The sequence below is a fragment of the Leucobacter exalbidus genome, from assembly GCF_017834145.1.
GTDB lineage: Bacteria > Actinomycetota > Actinomycetes > Actinomycetales > Microbacteriaceae > Leucobacter > Leucobacter exalbidus.
On sequence record NZ_JAFIDA010000001.1, the window covers coordinates 551098 to 569765 of the forward strand.

Annotated in this window: 17 protein-coding genes; 9 read left to right on the forward strand and 8 right to left on the reverse strand. The window is 64.2% G+C overall.

What is annotated here, in order from left to right; genetic code table 11:
* Window positions 1-554: 554 nt before the first annotated feature.
* From JOF28_RS02500 to JOF28_RS14430, 6 genes are all read left to right on the forward strand, one after another.
* Window positions 555-1925, forward strand: a complete 1371-nt coding sequence (locus JOF28_RS02500; RefSeq protein WP_342452058.1) for a quaternary amine ABC transporter ATP-binding protein — start codon at window positions 555-557, stop codon at window positions 1923-1925.
* Window positions 1922-2815 carry an ABC transporter permease gene (locus tag JOF28_RS02505; RefSeq protein ID WP_209704325.1) on the forward strand — a complete coding sequence of 298 codons (894 nt, stop codon included), beginning with the start codon at window positions 1922-1924 and terminating at the stop codon, window positions 2813-2815. Before JOF28_RS02500 ends, JOF28_RS02505 begins: the two co-directional genes overlap by 4 nt.
* Before the next feature lie 106 nt (window positions 2816-2921).
* Window positions 2922-3812, forward strand: a complete 891-nt coding sequence (locus JOF28_RS02510; protein WP_209704326.1) for a glycine betaine ABC transporter substrate-binding protein — start codon at window positions 2922-2924, stop codon at window positions 3810-3812.
* 159 nt (window positions 3813-3971) lie between these two features.
* Complete coding sequence (locus JOF28_RS02515; protein WP_209704327.1) at window positions 3972-4859, forward strand: glycine betaine ABC transporter substrate-binding protein; 888 nt, start codon at window positions 3972-3974, stop codon at window positions 4857-4859.
* Window positions 4860-5192: 333 nt separating this feature from the next.
* Window positions 5193-7775 (forward strand): valine--tRNA ligase, encoded by a 2583-nt coding sequence (gene valS, locus JOF28_RS02520; protein WP_209704328.1) that lies wholly within the window; start codon window positions 5193-5195, stop codon window positions 7773-7775.
* Between the two features lie 3 nt (window positions 7776-7778).
* A complete protein-coding gene (locus JOF28_RS14430) occupies window positions 7779-8102 on the forward strand; it encodes a Fe-S oxidoreductase (RefSeq protein WP_245189837.1) in 324 nt (107 codons plus the stop codon).
* Between the two features lie 17 nt (window positions 8103-8119).
* Here JOF28_RS14430 and JOF28_RS02530 read toward each other — a convergent pair whose 3' ends face one another.
* From JOF28_RS02530 to JOF28_RS02550, 5 genes are all read right to left on the reverse strand, one after another.
* Window positions 8120-8818, reverse strand: a complete 699-nt coding sequence (locus JOF28_RS02530) for a nucleoside/nucleotide kinase family protein (protein ID WP_245189838.1) — start codon at window positions 8816-8818, stop codon at window positions 8120-8122.
* The gene (locus JOF28_RS02535; protein ID WP_209704329.1) at window positions 8815-9756 is read right to left on the reverse strand and encodes a PfkB family carbohydrate kinase; all 942 of its coding nucleotides are present in this window, start codon (window positions 9754-9756) and stop codon (window positions 8815-8817) included. Before JOF28_RS02535 ends, JOF28_RS02530 begins: the two co-directional genes overlap by 4 nt.
* Window positions 9749-10585 (reverse strand): ATP-binding cassette domain-containing protein, encoded by an 837-nt coding sequence (locus JOF28_RS02540; protein ID WP_209704330.1) that lies wholly within the window; start codon window positions 10583-10585, stop codon window positions 9749-9751. The genes JOF28_RS02535 and JOF28_RS02540 overlap by 8 nt, the downstream gene beginning before the upstream one ends.
* Window positions 10586-10596: 11 nt before the next feature.
* Window positions 10597-11601: an ABC transporter permease gene (locus JOF28_RS02545; protein ID WP_245189839.1), complete on the reverse strand. Its 1005-nt coding sequence runs from the start codon at window positions 11599-11601 to the stop codon at window positions 10597-10599.
* A 78-nt stretch (window positions 11602-11679) separates the two neighbouring features.
* Window positions 11680-12717: a substrate-binding domain-containing protein gene (locus JOF28_RS02550; RefSeq protein ID WP_245189840.1), complete on the reverse strand. Its 1038-nt coding sequence runs from the start codon at window positions 12715-12717 to the stop codon at window positions 11680-11682.
* 144 nt (window positions 12718-12861) lie between these two features.
* Between JOF28_RS02550 and JOF28_RS02555 the strand changes: the two genes are divergently transcribed.
* Genes JOF28_RS02555 through JOF28_RS02565 form a run of 3 tightly spaced genes read left to right on the forward strand, consistent with a single transcriptional unit; the run spans window position 12862 to window position 15878 of the window.
* On the forward strand, window positions 12862-13863 hold the full coding sequence (locus tag JOF28_RS02555) for a LacI family DNA-binding transcriptional regulator (protein ID WP_209704331.1): 1002 nt from the start codon (window positions 12862-12864) through the stop codon (window positions 13861-13863).
* A 15-nt stretch (window positions 13864-13878) separates the two neighbouring features.
* Complete coding sequence (fbaA, locus tag JOF28_RS02560; protein WP_209704332.1) at window positions 13879-14901, forward strand: class II fructose-bisphosphate aldolase; 1023 nt, start codon at window positions 13879-13881, stop codon at window positions 14899-14901.
* A complete protein-coding gene (locus JOF28_RS02565; RefSeq protein WP_209704333.1) occupies window positions 14898-15878 on the forward strand; it encodes a PfkB family carbohydrate kinase in 981 nt (326 codons plus the stop codon). The genes fbaA and JOF28_RS02565 overlap by 4 nt, the downstream gene beginning before the upstream one ends.
* 30 nt (window positions 15879-15908) lie before the next feature.
* On the opposite strand, the gene clpX is transcribed toward JOF28_RS02565, so the two are convergent.
* The 3 genes from clpX to JOF28_RS02580 form a co-directional block, all read right to left on the reverse strand.
* Window positions 15909-17180 (reverse strand): ATP-dependent Clp protease ATP-binding subunit ClpX, encoded by a 1272-nt coding sequence (gene clpX, locus JOF28_RS02570; RefSeq protein WP_209704334.1) that lies wholly within the window; start codon window positions 17178-17180, stop codon window positions 15909-15911.
* Between the two features lie 112 nt (window positions 17181-17292).
* On the reverse strand, window positions 17293-17958 hold the full coding sequence (locus JOF28_RS02575; protein WP_425342483.1) for an ATP-dependent Clp protease proteolytic subunit: 666 nt from the start codon (window positions 17956-17958) through the stop codon (window positions 17293-17295).
* A 29-nt stretch (window positions 17959-17987) separates the two neighbouring features.
* A complete protein-coding gene (locus JOF28_RS02580) occupies window positions 17988-18584 on the reverse strand; it encodes an ATP-dependent Clp protease proteolytic subunit (protein WP_280909306.1) in 597 nt (198 codons plus the stop codon).
* Window positions 18585-18668 lie beyond the last annotated feature (84 nt).

Below are 18668 nucleotides of genomic sequence, written 5' to 3' on the forward strand. Positions count from 1 at the left end.
CCCAGCCCCGTTCAGCCGCCCCTTTTCAGGAGCGCCTGCACGCATCTGAGCGAGCCACTTCATTCGGCGATAACGGGCCGTAACCGTTTGGTTCTACTGGGCGCTCGCGCCTTGCGACGCGGGTGCTGTTCTGCCAAAAACTCCCCGGTGATTGCCGGATCACAGTTGTATGCCGCCAGTCTATCAGTGCCCGCATGTAACGACGAGGTAACAATCGGCCAATATCAAAATCCCTGATCAGGCCCGCAAGCATGTGTGCTACGCGGGCATGCGAGCGCGCGCTAACCCTTGCGCTGCACCACAATCACTTGTTAGCGTCAAAGACAGCGTTGTGTGCGAACAGGGTGCAAACATTGTGCTTTTCGTCCGCGGGCCCAATCGTCGAGAGCCGGCGACCCGTGTTGAGTTGATTGCCCCTCACCCCTGTTCGCCCCGCAATACACAAACCGGCCTACTGAGAGGCCACCCACAGTGGGATGCGTGAAATATACGCAAACACTGCGTTTTGCGTACTCTCAAGAATTTCGCGGCTCAGCCGCGTAGGAGATACAAGAGTGACCAACCAAACAGCATCGAGCACGCCTGACGCGCAGGCCATCGAGGTGACCGGGGCGTACAAGGTCTTCGGTCGCAGACCCAAGGAAGCGGTCAAGCGGCTCCGCGCCGGCGCTTCACGCGACGACATCAAACAGCTCGGCACCGCCGCGGTCATCGACACCAGCTTCAGCGTACAGCCGGGCGAGATCTTCGTCGTCATGGGCCTGTCCGGCTCGGGCAAGTCCACCCTCATTCGCATGCTGAACGGCCTGGGCGAAACCACCGATGGCTCCATTCGAGTGTTCGGCGACGAAATCGTGGGCATGGGCGCAGCCGATCTGCGCGCCCTGCGCCGCGACCGCCTCTCCATGGTGTTTCAGCACTTCGCCCTACTCCCCCACCGCACCGTGCGCGACAACGCCGCCTACGGCCTCGAGATTCAGGGAGTCCCCGCGGCCGAGCGCCGCGAGCGCGCGAACCACTGGCTCGAGCGCGTGGGCCTCAAGGGCTGGGAAGATCACCTCCCCGGCGAGCTCTCTGGCGGCATGCAGCAGCGCGTGGGCCTCGCCCGCGCCTTTGCCGCAGACACCGACATTCTGCTCATGGACGAGGCCTTCTCGGCGCTCGACCCGTTGATCCGGCGCGAAATGCAAGAGCAACTCGTTGAGCTGCAGCAAGAGCTCGGCAAGACCATCGTGTTCATTACCCACGATCTCAACGAGGCCATGTTTCTCGGGGATCGCATCGCGGTGATGCGCGACGGCCGCATCGTGCAGGTGGGCACCCCCAACGATATTCTCACCGACCCGGCCAACGACTACGTGGCCCAGTTCGTGCAAGACGTTGACCGCGCCCGCGTGCTCACCGCCGGTGACGTTATGGAGCCGCCGCGCGCGGTTGTGCCGGCCTCGGCTGGCCCGCGTGCCGCGCTGCGGCTGATGCGCGACCTGCAGACCTCGGCTTGTTTCGTGACCACGAGCGGTCGCAAGCTGCTCGGCGTCGTGCGCGACAAGGACATGCTGCGCGAGGTGCGCAAGGGCGGCACCGATCTTGCCGCGCTCGTGCGCCCCACCCCCTCGGTCGTCGATCGCGACCAGTACATCGCCGATCTCTTCGAGCTCGCGGTCGAAAGCCCGCTGCCCGTCGCGGTCGTCGATAACCAGGGCCGCCTGATTGGCGTTGTGCCGCGCGTTACCCTGTTGGCGTCGCTCACGAACGTGCCCGCGGTCACCACCGAGATTCCCATTATTGAGCCCACGCCCGACGTGCCCATGGCCGTCATCACTGAGACGCTCGAGCAGACCCACCCGGGCCGCGTGCCCGAGGGCGCTGCCGCAGAGAGCCCCTCACCCGAAGCAATGATTACGAATGAGGGGGCGCAGGCATGAACGACTTCAGACTGCCACTGGGAGACGGCGCGAGCGCGGTAGTTGATTGGCTGAAGGAAGCCGGCGAGGGCCTCTTCTCGGTCATTAGCACCGTGCTGCGCGGCGCCTATGACGGCCTCGACTTTATCTTTGCCGAGCCGCCCTTCTGGGCCATCATCATCGTGCTCGTTGCGCTCGCTTGGTTCGCCAAGGGTTGGAAGCTCGCCCTCGGCACCGCTATCGGCCTCACCGTTATCGTGGGCGTCGACCAGTGGGCCGAGGCGATGGACACGCTCGCACTGGTGTTGCTCGCCAGCGTGATTTCGCTGCTCATCGCGATTCCGCTCGGAATCTGGGCGGCACGCAACGACACTGCGTCGAAGGTCATTCGACCGATTCTCGACTTCTTGCAGACCATGCCGGCCTTTGTGTACCTGATCCCGGCGCTGATGTTCTTTGGCATCGGCGTGGTGCCCGGCATCGTCGCAACGATCGTGTTCAGCCTCGCCCCCGGCGTGCGCCTCACCGAGCTCGGTATTCGCGGCGTGGACACCGAGGTTGTTGAAGCTGGCTATGCGTTTGGCTCAACCCCCGGCCGCATTTTGCGCCAGATTCAGTTGCCCCTCGCCATGCCCTCGATCATGGCCGGTGTCAACCAGGTCATCATGCTCTCGCTGTCGATGGTCGTCATCGCCGGCATGGTGGGCGCTGGCGGGCTCGGCGGCGAGGTCGTCAAGGCCCTCAACCGCATTGACGTGGGCCTCGGCTTCGAAGCCGGCGTGTCAGTGGTCATCCTCGCGATGATTCTTGACCGCACCACGGGCGCCCTCGGCAGTCGCACCAAGAAGCGCAAGCCCGCCGCGGCCCAGGCCGCAGCAGAGCCTGACGCAGCGCAGCCCGTCGCCGCATAAGCGGCGCACTGGCCCTCACATTTGGCGGGCTCGCCCCGTCACCACCCCGCGCCCTACGCGCTGGGATCCCCAACAACCGCGCACACCGCGGAAGGAAAGGAACATCATGAAGAAGCGTTTCCTCACCGGAGCCGTCGCATTGGGCGCCACTGCCGCGCTCGCACTGACCGGCTGCTCAAGCAGCGGCTCAGATGCAACAGAAGACAGCGATTCCAAGGGCACCGTCACCATCGGCATGTTCAACTGGGATGAAGATATTGCCGTCACACACCTCTGGGAAGCCATTCTCGAGGAGCAGGGCTACGACGTCGAGATCGAGTCGGCCGACCCCGGCCCCGTCTTCCAGGGTCTCGCCGATGGCGACTTCGACACCGTGCTCGATGTCTGGCTGCCGCTCACGCACGCCAGCTACCTCGAGCAGTACGGCGACGACATCGTCGAGCTGGGCGCATGGAACGATGAGGCACAGCTAACCATCGCGGTCAACGCCGATGCTCCCATCGATTCACTCGATGAGCTGGCCAAGAACGCCGACCTCTTCGGCAACAAGATTGTCGGCATCGAGGCCGGCGCCGGCCTCACCGCCACCACCGAAGACGCCGTGATCCCCGGGTACGGCCTCGAGAAGATGGACTACGTCATCTCGTCGACCCCCGCAATGCTCACCGAGCTCGACACCGCCATGTCAAAGGGCGACAACATTGCGGTCACGCTGTGGAAGCCGCACTGGGCATACAACGCGTATGACCTGAAGGATCTGAAGGATCCCAAGGGCACGCTCGGCGATGCTGAGAGCCTGTACTCGTACGGCAGCAGCACCTTCGTCGAGGACTTCCCCGAGGTCGCTGGCTGGTTGAAGAACTTCAAGATGGACTCAGAGCTGCTGCACTCGCTCGAGGACAAGATGTTCAACGAGTACGACGGTGACGACTACGAACCGGTCGTCGCTGAGTGGATCTCAGAGAACCAGGAATACGTCGACGGTCTCACCAAGTAGCACTGTCGATAGCTGACACCGCGGCTCAAAGCCAGCGGTGTAGAGGGCGTCACCCGATCACGATCTAGGGGTTGGGTGACGCCCTTTGCTGTACCCCCAGCATCTTGTTACACCCATGCAACTTGTTACACCCATGCATCACTTCCCGAAAGGAACCACTTGCAGAAGCGTTTGATCACCGGAGCTCTCGCCGTTGGCGCGGCCGCCGCGCTCGCCCTCACCGGTTGCTCAGATTCAGGAGCAACGTCTGCCACTGAAACATCCAAGGGCACCGTCACCATTGGCATGTTCAACTGGGATGAAGACATCGCGGTCACGCACCTGTGGAAGGCCGTGCTCGAGGAACAGGGCTACTCAGTCGACATCAAAACCGCCGACCCGGGCCCCGTGTTTCAGGGTCTCGCCGACGGCGACTTCGACACCGTGCTCGATATCTGGTTGCCCCTCACGCACGAAAACTATCTCGACATGTACGGTGACGACATCGTCGAGCTGGGGGCTTGGAACACCGAAGCCAGAAACGCCATCGCCGTCAACGCCGACGCACCCATCGATTCCCTTGACGAGCTGGCCGACAATGCCGAGCTTTTCAACAACCAGCTCATCGGCATCGAGGCCGGCGCTGGCCTCACCCGCGCCACCGAAGAAGCCGTAGTCCCCGGGTACGGCCTCGAACAGATGGATTACGTCATCTCATCGACCCCCGCGATGCTCACCGAGCTCGATACGGCAATGTCGAAGGGCGAGAACATTGTGGTCACGCTGTGGCAGCCGCACTGGGCCTTTGACGCCTACGATCTGAAGGTGCTGGAGGACCCCCAGGGCACCCTCGGCGAGGCCGAAAGCATCTACTCGTATGGCAGCAGCACCTTCGCCGACGAGTTCCCCGAGGTGGCGGGCTGGCTCACCGATTTCAAGATGGACGCTGATCAGCTGCACTCGCTCGAAGCCAAGATGTTCAACGAGTACTCGGGCGACGACTACGCCCCGATCGTGGCTGGCTGGATCGCTGAGAACCAGGCGTACGTCGACGGGCTCACGAAGTAGCTCCGCCTACCGCTGAGGGACTCGAGGTGGGCGCCCAGCACCCACCTCCGCTCCCCACCCCCGCTACGCCCGTGCGGGCTGCCGAATCTTCGCGCAGCTCGCACGGGCGTAGCGGCGTTTCGGCCGCACGGCCCATGATCCGGATCATCGCGCAGCGCAGCAAGCCCGGCCCCGCGAAAGCAGCCGCCACACGGGGCAGGCAGCTGCCAAGCGGGCCACCATATCCCCCGGTAGACTAATGGGGTTGACTACTAGGCACCCTGCCCGCAAGGGCCGACGACACGGTGCCGTCCATATCGAACCCGACGATACGTCGAGACCGGAGCAGCACGCATGAGCGCGATCCCCGACAAGCCGAAACTTGAAGGCCTCGAGGACAAGTGGGGAGCAGTCTGGGACGAAGCGGGCACCTACGCGTTTGACCGCGATGGCGCAGGCGAGGTCTACAGCATCGATACTCCCCCGCCCACCGCATCAGGTTCGCTGCACGTGGGCCACGTGTTCTCGTACACGCACACCGACACGGTGGCACGATTCCACCGCATGCGCGGCAAGCGCGTCTTCTACCCGATGGGCTGGGATGACAACGGTCTGCCGACCGAGCGCCGCGTACAGAACTACTACGGCGTGCGTTGCGACCCCACGCTGCCCTACGTAGACGGCTTCGTGCCGCCCCACAACGGTGGCGAAGGCAAGAGCATCAAGGCCGCCGATCAGCAGCCCATTTCGCGTCGCAACTTCATTGAACTGTGCGAGCAGCTCACCGTTGAAGACGAGAAGCAGTTCGAAGACCTGTGGCGCACGCTCGGCCTGTCTGTTGACTGGACGCAGAGCTACCGCACCATTGGCCAGGATTCGCTGCGCGCCTCGCAGCTTGCGTTCATTCGCAACATCGAGCGCGGCGAGGCCTACCAGGCGCAGGCCCCCACCCTGTGGGATGTCACCTTCCGCACCGCCGTGGCACAGGCCGAGCTCGAAGACCGCGAGCAGCCCAGCGCGTACCACAAGCTGGCGTTCCACCGCACCGACGGTGGCGAAGACATTCACATCGACACGACACGACCCGAGCTGCTCGCAGCCTGTGTCGCGCTCGTGGCACACCCCGATGATGAGCGCTTCCAGCCCCTGTTCGGCACGACCGTGCGCACCCCCATCTTCGACGTCGAGGTGCCGATTCTCGCGCACCACCTGGCGCAGAAGGACAAGGGCACCGGCATCGCGATGATCTGCACCTTCGGTGATGTCACCGACGTCGTGTGGTGGCGCGAACTGCAGCTGCCCAACCGCGCAATCTTGGGCTTCGACGGCCGCATCATTTCTGAGGCACCCGAGGCCATCACGAGCGAAGCTGGCCGCGAAGCGTACGCGCAGATCGCCGGCAAGACCGTGTTCAGCGCGAAGCAGACCGTCGTTGACCTGCTCACCGCATCGGGCGAACTGATCGGCGAAATTCGCAAGATCTCGCACCCCGTGAAGTTCTTCGAAAAGGGCGACAAGCCCCTCGAAATCGTGTCGACTCGTCAGTGGTACGTCAAGAACGGCGCCCACGACGAGGCTCTGCAGGAGCGTCTGCTGGCCCACGGCCGCGAACTAGACTGGCACCCCGATTTCATGCGCGTGCGCTACGAAAACTGGGTTGAGGGCCTCTCGGGCGACTGGCTGATCTCACGCCAGCGCTTCTTCGGTGTGCCGCTGCCCGTGTGGTACCCGCTCGACGCCGACGGCAACCCCGTCTTTGATCAGCCGATCATCCCCTCGACCGATCAGCTTCCCGTTGATCCGTCGAGTGACGTGCCCACGGGCTACACCGAGGAGCAGCGCGGCCAGGCCGGCGGCTTCCAGGGCGAGGTCGACGTGATGGACACCTGGGCTACCTCGTCGCTGACCCCGCAGCTCGCGGGCGGCTGGGAGCGCGACCCCGAGCTGTTCGCTCAGGTCTACCCCTACAGCCTGCGCCCCCAGGGCCAGGACATCATTCGCACTTGGCTGTTCTCGACGCTGCTGCGTTCAGAGCTCGAGTGCGGGCAGCTGCCGTGGAAGAACGCGGGCATCTCAGGTTGGATCCTTGACCCCGACCGCAAGAAGATGTCGAAGTCGAAGGGCAACGTTGTCACGCCCGCCGGCATGCTCGAGCAGCACGGCTCTGACGCGGTGCGGTACTGGGCGGCCTCGGCCAAGCTCGGCACCGACGCATCGTTCGATCCGCAGAACCCCACGCAGATCAAGATCGGCCGTCGCCTCGCGATCAAGCTGCTGAACGCAGCAAAGTTCACGCTGAGCTTCGACGCTTCAAGCGCCGGATCAGTCACCGAGGCACTCGACCGCTCGATGCTCGCCGGCCTCGGCCGCGTGATCGAGGATGCGACGCGCGCGTTTGAGGCGTACGACCACGCTCGTGCGCTCGAATACACCGAGTCGTTCTTCTGGACGTTCTGCGATGACTACCTCGAGCTTGTCAAGGAGCGTGCCCACAACGGCACCGGCCAGGATCAGGCTTCGGCCGTCACCGCGCTGCGCACCGCTCTGTCGGTGTTCGCGCGTCTGCTCGCCCCGTTCCTGCCCTACGCCACCGAAGAGGTGTGGTCATGGTTCGCCGAGGGTTCGGTGCACCGCGCCGCATGGCCCGAGGCTGCCGAGGTCACGTCACTCGCGGGTGACGACGCCGATGAGGGGCTGCTCGCCCTCGTGGGCGCAGCGCTCATTCGCGTGCGCGGCGCAAAGACCGACGCCAAGGCATCTCAGCGCACCCAGGTGACGCTGGCCGTGGTGCACACGCCCGCTGCCGACCGTGATCGCCTGGCCCTCGCGGCCGCCGATCTGTCGGCTGTAGGTCGCATCACCGAGCTGCGCATCGAGGCAGCCGAGGTTGATTCGGTCACCGTCGCTGAGATTCAGCTCGAACAGGTCGAGGGCTAAGGCATGCAGTTGGGGGCACGTTGGCGCGCTGGTGATGCACCGCACCGCGGCGTGCCCCCGGTGCTGTTTTCGGCTATCGCCGAACAGGAGGCCGTCTACCCGTCGGCCTCCTCTTGGACCCTCACATTTCTTGAGGGTCGACCGCGGTGTGCGCTCGATGACGCCGTGATCGTGACGCTTGATGCGCACGGTGACGTGGCGCTCATCGCGGTGCACACGCTCGACGATGCAGCAACGAACGACGCAGCAACAACTGGTGGGGCGACGGGAAATGCCGCCCCACCAGTTATCGCGTCAGATGATGATGACGACGATTGGCTGTCGTAGTTAGCGCTTGTGCCGCGCTACAGCTGATCCAGCAGCCGTATGCGCAGATCTGCGGCCGCAGCGGTGCCATTAATGAGCTCGGCGTTGCGCTGATCGCTGCCGAGTGAGCGCTCCTTCGCTTCTGCCGGCGACCGGCCAAAGCGTTCGTGCCGCGCAATGAGCTGCGTAAGCCGCTGCTCCTCGGTCGGTTCTAAGAACCACGCTTCGTCGACCACCGCGCGGGCGTGCGGCCAGGGCTGCGCAGCGTACAGCAGATAGTTACCCTCTGTAACGACCAGCGGAACATCGGCCCGCACCTCAATGGCCGAGCCGATCGGCTCCTCAAGATCGCGCCTGAACTGGGGTGCGTAGATCGTGCCGTCGCGCTCGTTCGATGCGGCGCCGGGCTGGTCGTGGATGCGGCGCATTAGGGCAACATAGCCCCACGCGTCGAAGGTGTCGTGTGCGCCCTTGCGTGCGTGACGGTCGAGCGTGTGCAACACCTCATCGGCGAAATGAAAGCCATCCATCGGCACGAGCACCGCAAGCTCGGGCCCAAGCTCAGCGACAATGCGCTCAGCAAGCGTCGATTTGCCGGCGCCCGGTGAGCCGGTGATGCCCAGAATCTGGCGGCCGCCGCGGTGGGCGAGGGCACGGGAACGGTCGACGAGCGTGTCGAGGGATACCTCGTGGACGGGGGTGGTGCTGGGGTCTTCGTTGACCATGATTATGCTCATTCTCGAGTGAGTGAAAGTGGAATGTGAGACACCGCAGCCAGCCAGCTGCGCGGGCCCACCATCGAGCACCGCACGGCAGCAATCTCGCTCGCGAAACCGATGCGCTGGGCCACACCGGCACGGCTGGCCAGCGCATATGCATAGGCGCCGTGAAACACGTCGCCCGCTGCGAGCGTATCGACGGCGCGCACGCTGGGCACCTCGACGGCGCCAGATGCTGGCGCCTCCTGCCCGGGGTGGGCCTTGGCCCACCACCGCACGGGGCCGGCCCCGGCCGTCGCGACCACGAGCTGGCTCCCCCGGCGCAACAGCTCGGTCGCCGTCGCTTCCGAAGAGTCGGTCCCCGGGACGAGGAAGTCTGCCGAGGCGACCACATCGCTGACCCGTGTGACGAGGTCTGGCATGATCGGCTTCCAGCGGCCCGCGTCGAGCACGCTGGGGATCCCGCGCGACGCGGCCGCGGCACTAAGTGCGCGGGCGAGCGCCAGGTGGTGCCCGTCGAGCAGCACGACGTCAGCGTCGGCGAGCAGCTTGGTGACGAGATCCGGGTCAGGATCAGGCGCCGTCACCCCGCTGGCATCGCCCCCAATCACCGAGCGGTCGCCCGTGGCGTCGATCACCGCGACCGACGACACCGGGGCGGCATCGCGCAGCTCGGGTGCGCTGTCGATCACGGTGACGCCGACGCTGCGCAGTTCGGAGCGAATTGTGTCGGCGATGGTGCCCGCGCCGAGGGCTGTGAGCAGCGTGGCCTCACCGCCCAGCGCCGCGAAGGTCACCGCGGCATTGGCGGCCGGGCCGCCCGCCGCCACAAACTGCGCGAGCGCCGTGATCTTCTCGTTCGCGCCGGGCGGGGTATCGACCCGGTGAATGATGTCGAGCGTGGCGAGGCCCACAAACAGGCCGCGCACCGGTCGCGGCAGGGAGGAGTTAGGCACCGCCCGCCGCCTCCAGCTCGGTGGGCCGTTCGGCGCCCGTCATGAGCGCCACCACCTCAGACATGCTGCGCTCCTTCGGGTCAACGACGGCGGCGCGGCGGCCGAGCCGGTGCACGTGAATGCGGTCGGCGACCTCGAATACGTGGGGCATGTCGTGGCTGATGAGCACGACGGGAATGCCGCGGTCGCGAATCGATCTGATGAGTTCGATGACCTGGCCCGATTCGCGCACGCCCAGGGCTGCCGTCGGTTCGTCCATGATGATCACGCCGCGCCCAAAGGCCGCCGCGCGTGACACCGCGACACCCTGGCGCTGGCCGCCCGAGAGCGTCTCAACCGACTGAGTGACCGATTTGATGCCGATCTTCAGGTCTTGGAGGTGCTTCGTAGATTCGGCACGCATGCGCGGCATATCGAGCCGGCGAAACACCGACCCCATGATGCCCTTGCGCCGAATCTCACGCCCGAGAAACAGGTTCGAGGCGATGTCGAGGGCGGGAATCACCGCGAGGTCTTGGTACACGGTCTCGATGCCGCGGGCCCGTGCGTCGCCGGTGCTGCGAAACTTTACGACTTCGCCGCCGAGGCGAATTTCGCCCTCATCTGGAATCACGGCGCCCGCGAGTGCCTTAATGAGACTCGATTTACCGGCGCCGTTGTCACCGATGACGGCGAGCACTTCGCCCTGTCGCAGATCAAAGTCGGCGCCGTTAATGGCGGTGACGCTGCCGTAGCGTTTCACAAGCCCGCGGGCCTGCAGTGCGAGGGGCGCGCCCACGGTGGTCGCTGATCCTGCGTACTGGGGTGCAGAATTACTGGTGTTCGTCATGATGACTCCCCCTACCTTGATGTCTGACGACGCATGAACTGGTCAACGGCAACGGCGGCTACCACGAGCACACCGGTGGCGATGTTTTGGTACAGGTTGTCGACGCCCGCGAGGGTCAGCCCGTTACGCAGCACGCCCACGATCAGGGTGCCGATGAGGGTGCCGGTGACGCCGCCGCGACCGCCGAAGAGGCTGGTGCCGCCGATCACTACGGCGGTGATCGTCTCGAGGTTCGCGTTTTGGTAGGCGTTGGGGTCGGCGTTGGGAATGCGGCCGAGCGCGGCCCACGCCGCGATCATCGCGATCACGCCAGCAACCAGGTACACCGAGAAGATGGTGCGGTCGGTCTTGACGCCCGAGAGTTTCGCCGCGACGGGGTTGCCGCCCACCGCGTACACGTGCTTGCCCCACGCCGTCTGCGTCAGCGCGTACCCAATAACGAGGTAGACGAGCAGCATGACGACAACGCCGTAGGTGGAGGTGAATGAACCGATGTTGAAGGTCGTGCCCAAGAAGGTGAGGATCGGGTCGCTGACGGCGAAGGTCTGCGAGCCGGCGAAGAGGCGGGTGCCAGCCACAATGGCCGTGAACGCACCCAGTGTCACAATGAACGGAGGCAGCCTGAGCCCGGTGACCAGCGCACCATTGACGGCGCCGAGAGCGACGCACACGAGCAGCGTGATGAGCAGGCCCATCGCTGGGCCGACCGCGCCGCCTGCCTGCGCAAGCACGACGGTGCCGAGCACCGCAATCGCGCCGATCGACAGGTCGATGCCGGCGGTCAAGATGATGAGTGTCTGGGCGACGGCGAGAATGCCGATCACCACTGACTGCTGAAGAATCAGCGAGAAGTTACCGAGGGTGAGAAATCTCGGCGAGAGAATACTGAACACAATAATCGCCACGATGATGGCGGCCATCGACCCAAACAGTGGCGCCTGCACCACGCGGCTGAGCACTGAGGGTCCCTGAACTGGGGGCTGCACCGGCGCAGCCATGGTGGGGGTGGAGGTCATGATGTTGGTCTTTCTGCTGGGAGTGGGCCGCCGCTGAGGGCGGCCCACTCGATCGCTAATCACGGGGCATATTGCGAGTTAGCCCCAGCAGTTCTCCAGACCCCAAGCCGAGTCTTCAGAATCGAGGCCGTCGACCGGCTTGTCGGTGATCAACACCGATCCGGTGTCGTTGAAGCCGCTGTCGGGCTTCGTGCCATCCTTCGCGAACGCCACAATGGCGTCAACGCCCTGGGCGGCCATCTTGCCCGGGAACTGCATCACGGTGGCGCCGATGACGCCCTTCTTCACGTTCTCGACGCCCGTGCATGAGCCGTCAACTGAACCGATCAGCACCTGGTCTTCTTTCCCAGCGGCCTTGATTGCGGCGAATCCGCCAGCCGCTGCCGGCTCGTTGATCGTGTAAAGCGCGTTGGCCTCGGGCGCACGCTGCAGCAGGTTCTCCATCGCGGTCTGCGCCTTGGTCTGGTCACCGTTGGTGTCCTCCATGCCCAGTACCTCGGCCGAATCGTTCGTCAGGCCCATGCCCTCGAGGAAGCCGTCGTGCCTGAAGGTGTCAACGGTGCCACCGGGGGTGCCGTCGAGCATCACCACCTGGGGCTTCGTGTCGCCGAGGCTGCCCTTCACCCAGGAGCCCTGGGCGACGCCGGCGGCGAGGTTGTCGGTCGCGAAGGTCGCATCGACCGCGTCTTCGGGTTCGGTCGCCGTGTCGAGCGCCACGACGAGCACGCCCTGATCGCGGGCCTGCTTGATCGCGGCGAGGATGCCCGATGATGAGTTCGGGGTGATCATGATGCCCTGCACACCCTGGCTGACGAGGTTCTCGATCGCGGCGACCTGGCCCTCGTTGTCGCCGTCGAATGCACCCGCGAGCGCGATGAGCTCGACATCGTTTTCGTCGGCGGCGCTCTGCGCGGCCTCACGCATGTTCACGAAGAACGGGTTCGAGTCGGTTTTGGTGATCAGGCCGACCTTGATGGCGCTGTCGCCGCCTTCGCTGCCCGATCCGCCGGCGTCGGCGGTGCCGCCTGAGCTGCACGCCGTGGTGCCAAGCAACAGGGCCGTGGCCGCGATCGCTGCGGCCCGTACAAACATTCTTTTCTTCACAGTGGTATTCATTTTGAGAACTCCCTCGGTCTCGGTGCGAACTTCGATGTCCACGCACACCTTAGGCAGAACGAAAGCGCTTGCGCAAGCGCTTTCTTCATTCGGGTCAATACTGTTACTGTATTGATCAACTGAAATCGCAAGGAGGCGAAGTTGATGGCCACGATGGCAGATGTAGCTCGTCTTTCAGGTGTTTCTTCGAGCACGGTGTCGCATGTGCTCAACGGCACCAGGCATGTCAACGCCGAGACTCGCGGCCGGGTGGAACACGCCGTGTCTGAGCTGGGATACCGCAGAAACACGGCGGCTCGAACACTCGCCGGGGGCAGTTCACACACCATCGGACTGGCCATATCTGGCCTCACTAACCCCTACTTTGGCCCGCTGTTGCACGCCATCGAGCAGCGGGTGTCGGCGGCCGGGTTTGTGCTGGTGCTCGGTGACACCCACGATGAAGATGCGATGGAACACCGGGTGGTGGAGTCGCTCATTGACCGCAACGTTGATGGCTTGATCGTGGCCCCGTCGCGAGGATTTATCGACGTGGTGGGGCCGCTCGTGCAACAGTCGGGCACTCCCCTGGTGCTGCTCGACCGCGGCCTCGATTGGCCGTGCGATCAGGTGACGCCCGAGAATCGACAGTCGGCCCGCACCCTCACCGAACATCTCATCGAGCATGGGCATCGCCGCATCGCCGTGGTGTCTGGTCTGCAGGGCCTTGACTCCACCCGCGAACGATTGGCCGGTTATCGTGACGCGTTGGTCGCCGCACGCATCGACGCCGATGAGCGCCTCATTCTGCACGCCGATTCGAGCACCGAGACCGCCGAAGCGCTCGTCTACGAGCTGTTGAGCGAACCCGACCCACCCACCGCGCTCGTCTCGCTCAATAATGCGATGACGATCGGTACGCTGCGGGCGGCCCGGCGCACCGCCAGACATATTCCCCGCGACCTCGCGTTTGCAGCCTACGACGATTTCGAGTGGAGCGATCTGTTCGAACCGGGCCTCACCGCGATTGCGCAAGACGTGGTGCGCCTGGGCAATGAGACCGTCGATCTGCTGCTGTCGCGCATTGCCGGCTCTGACGCACCCTTCACGCACCGCGTGATTGAAACTTCCTTCCACCGCCGCACCTCGTGCGGCTGCACACCCTAGAACCCGGAGGCTCATATGCCCATTGCAACTCCAGATCAGTACGCAGCGATCATCGACAACGCGAAGGCGAAGGGCTTTGCGCTGCCCGCCATTAACGTCACCAGTTCGCAGACGCTCAACGCGGCGCTGCAGGGCTTCGCTGACGCCGAAAGCGATGGCATTATTCAGGTGTCGCTCGGCACCGCACTCTACCTCTCGGGTGCCCGCGTGCAAGATCGTGCCCGCGGTTCGAAGGCGCTCGCGCTCTACGCACACGAGGTCGCAAAAGACTACGGCGTCACCATCGCACTCCACACCGATCACTGCGCGGTCGAGTACCTCGATGATTGGGTGCGCCCCCTGCTCGCCGATGCCATTGAGCGGCGCGGGCGCGGCCTCGACCCGCTGTTCCAGTCACACATGTGGGACGGTTCGGCGGTGCCGCTCGAAGAAAACCTGAGCATCGCGCGCGAGCTGCTCGATCTCAGTGTGCAGGCGAACACCATGCTCGAGGTTGAGATTGGAGTGGTGGGCGGCGAAGAAGACGGCATCTCGCATGAGATCAATGATGAGCTCTACACGACCGTCGAAGACGCGCGCGCGACCATCGCGGCCCTGGGTGCTGGCGAGCGCGGCCGCTACCTCACGGCCCTCACCTTCGGTAATGTACACGGCGTCTACAACCCCGATTCGGTGCACCTGCGGCCCGAGATCCTCGGTGACATCCAGGCACAGATCGGCGCCGAGGTCGGAAAGGATCGCCCCTTCGATCTCGTGTTCCACGGCGGTTCGGGCTCGCTCCCCAGCGAAATTGCCGAGGCGGTGTCGCACGGCGTGGTGAAGATGAACATCGACACCGACACCCAGTACGCGTTCACCAGCACGATCGCGGGGCACATGCTCTCGAATTGGGACAAGGTGCTCAAGGTGAATGGCGGCTACGGCGATAAGAAGGCGTACGACCCCCGCTCGTGGGGCAAGCCCGCCGAAACCGCCATGGCCGAGCGCGTTGTGCAGGCTGCCGAGCAGCTGGGTTCTGCGGGGCGCAAACTGCGATGAGTGCGGCACCCCGCGCCCTCATCATTGGCGAGGCCCTCATCGACATTGTTGATCGCGCGGAGCCTGGCCCCGCCGCTGCCGCCCCGATTGAACACGTGGGCGGCAGCCCCGCCAACGTCGCCATGGGGCTGAGCCGCCTCGGGCACGACACCACGCTCGCGACGCATCTGGGCGATGACGCCCGCGGCGCTCGCATTCGCGATTATCTTGCGGGCGAGGGCGTCAATTTTAGCCCCGGATCATTCACCGCCGCCCGCACCTCAACCGCCCGTGCCAGCATTGATACGGCGGGGGCGGCACGGTACGACTTTGATATTGACTGGCGGTTCACACCCCCCGCTGACCCCGCAGCGTTTGCGCTGGTGCACACCGGGTCTATCGCACTCTTTCTTGAGCCCGGCGGCGCTGCGGTGGCCGACTACGTCGTGCGGTTGCCTTCCGAGGTGGTGGTGACACTCGACCCGAATATTCGGCCTGCGCTGATACCCGATCATGCGGTGGCACTGGCCCGCTTCGAACGCGCGGCCGCACGCGCCAACCTCATCAAGCTGAGTGACGAAGATGCCGAGTGGCTCTACCCGGGGCTCTCCCCCGCCGAGACTGCCCAGCGTGTACTGGCGCTAGGCGTCGGTAGCCCTGACCGCGGTGGTGACGGTGGCTATGACAGCGACGGTGCCGATCACAGAGGTGCCGGCGGTGAGCACCGCATCGTGGTGGTGACACTCGGAGCGGCGGGCGCGATTGCTGTCACCCGAGAGCGCGAAGTGGCGGTGCCCGCGGCCCCCGCGGTGGTGGTCGACACGATCAGCGCAGGCGATTCGTTTATGGCTTCGCTGGCGTCGAGCCTGCTTGAGCGCGGCGGGCCAGGCGCGGCCACACACATTGACGACGTGCTGGATCGGGCAGCCAGGGCCGCCGCAATTGCGGTGTCAGCGGCGGGCGCAAACCCGCCCAGGCGAGCCCAACTCGACGGCTAACCCGGCGCTACGGCGCCGGGGGCCAGCTGGTTAGGCGCTTTCGCGGCCGATCTGAGCCTGCAGCACCCGGGGTGCGGCTTCGCCCATCACTGATTCGCGGGTCACAATCACCTTGGTGACCGAGTCGTTTGAGGGCACGTCGAACATGACGGGCCCGAGCACGCTTTCCAAGATGGCCCGCAACCCGCGGGCACCCGTCTTGCGCGCGACGGCCTGTTCGGCCACCGCCTTCAACGCTTCGGTTTCAAACTCAAGGCTCACGCCATCGAGTTCGAACATGCGCTGGTACTGCTTCACGAGCGCGTTCTTGGGCTCGGTGAGAATCTCGCAGAGCGCCGACACGTCGAGCGGGTCAACCGTGGCGATCACGGGCAGACGCCCGATGAACTCGGGGATCAGACCGAACTTGTGCAGATCTTCGGGCTGTACCTGCGAGAACAGGCGATCGCCGTCGCGCTTGCTAGCCACGGTCGCGCCAAAGCCGATACCGCCCTGGCCCAGGCGGGCACCGATGATGTCTTCGAGACCCGAGAATGCACCGGCCACGATGAACAGCACGTTGGTGGTGTCGAGCTGAATAAATTCTTGGTTGGGGTGCTTTCGCCCACCCTGCGGCGGAATCGAGGCCACCGTGCCCTCGAGTATCTTCAGCAGGGCCTGCTGTACGCCCTCGCCCGACACGTCGCGGGTAATCGAGGGGTTCTCGGCCTTGCGTGAGATCTTGTCGATCTCGTCAATGTAGATGATGCCCATTTCGGCGCGTTGCACGTCGAAATCTGCCGCCTGCAGCAGCTTGAGCAAAATGTTCTCAACGTCTTCGCCGACATAGCCGGCCTCGGTCAGCGCGGTCGCATCAGCGACGGCGAAGGGAACCCCGAGCTGGCGGGCCAGAGACTGCGCCAGATAGGTCTTACCGCAACCGGTTGGGCCGATCATCAAAATATTTGACTTGGCGATCTCAACCTGTTCGGCAGCGCTTTCGGCGCTGGCCAGCTTCGTCATGGCGCGCACACGCTTGTAGTGGTTGTACACCGCTACTGCGAGCGACTGCTTGGCGCGATCTTGCCCCACAACGTATTCGTTGAGGAAATCAGCGATTTCTCGCGGCTTGTGCAGCGTGAAATCAGAGGGCTCAGCGACCTGGCTTTCAGCCAGCCGCTCCTCGATGATTTCGTTGCACAGGGCAACGCACTCGTCACAAATATAGATCTGCGGGCCAGCAATGAGCTGCTGCACCTGCTTTTGTGACTTACCGCAGAAGGAGCACTTGAGCAGGTCGCTGCTTTCGCCGATCTTCGCCATGCGGAGGCTCCTTTACGCTCGAACAAGAACTACTCAAGAGAATAGCGCGCACCCCAGACATTGCCGGGCGGCACGCCGCAGGCCCGGGGTGGTGCACCCCGGGCCTGACACGTTACGCTCCCACTGCTGCGAGGGGGTTCTTACGGCTGGTCAGCACCTGGTCAACGAGACCGAACTCGAGTGCTTCCTGCGCGCTCAAGATCTTGTCGCGGTCGATATCCTTGTGGATCTCTTCGGGAGTGCGGTTCGAGTGCTTCGACAGCGTCTCTTCCGTCCACTCACGCATGCGCAAGATCTCGCGGGCCTGGATCTCAATATCTGAGGCCTGGCCGTGGCCGTTCTGGCCCGATGAGGGCTGGTGAATCAGCACGCGGGCGTTCGGCAGCGCCAGGCGCTTACCGGGGGTGCCACCGGCGAGCAGCACGGCAGCAGCCGAGGCGGCCTGACCGAGGCATACGGTCTGCACGTGCGGGCGGATGTACTGCATCGTGTCATAGATGGCCGTCATTGCAGTGAATGAGCCACCGGGTGAGTTGATGTACATCGTGATGTCGCGCTCGGGATCCTGGCTCTCGAGCACGAGCAGCTGGGCCATCACGTCGTCAGCCGACGCGTCATCCACCTGCACACCCAAGAAAATGATGCGGTCTTCGAACAGCTTGGCGTAGGGATCCTGGCGCTTGTAGCCATACGCGGTGCGCTCTTCGAACGTGGGGAGCACGTAGCGCGAGCCGGGCATGTCCAACTGGGATCCGCCGGAACGGGGCATGTGGTTCATGTTCATTGAATCTGGCTTCCTGTTCTGACTTACTTGCTCGTGCCGCCGCCACCGATGACATCGGCAGCTGAGTCACGAATAAAATCAACAAAGCCGTAGGCCAGGGCCTCGTCGGCGGTGAACCAGCGATCGCGGTCACCGTCCTTGTTGACCTGTTCCACGGTCTTGCCCGTCTGGGCTGCCGTGATCTCTGCGAGGCGGTTCTTCATTGAGGTAATGAGCTGTGCCTGCGTCTGAATGTCACTTGCGGTGCCACCAAAGCCGCCGTGCGGCTGGTGCAGCAGCACACGGGCGTTGGGTGTAATGTACCGCTTGCCCTTCGTACCAGCGGTCAGCAAGAACTGACCCATTGAGGCGGCCATACCAATGCCGACCGTCACAATATCGTTGGGCACGAACGACATCGTGTCGTAGATCGCCATGCCAGCGGTGATCGAGCCACCGGGCGAGTTGATGTACAAGTAGATGTCGGACTTGGGATCCTCAGCCGCGAGGAGCAAGATCTTGGCACAGATCTCGTTCGCGTTATCATCGCGAACCTCTGATCCGAGCCAAATGATCCGGTCCTTGAGCAGTCGTTCAAACACACTGTTCGGTGGCGTCTGTTCAGCCATTCGGCGCTCCATTCGTTGTCGTCTGCTACGAGGTTACCGAGTTCCGGGCGTCGAAGCTGGCATGTTCGCCGTCGGCACATCTGCGTAAACGCGAGG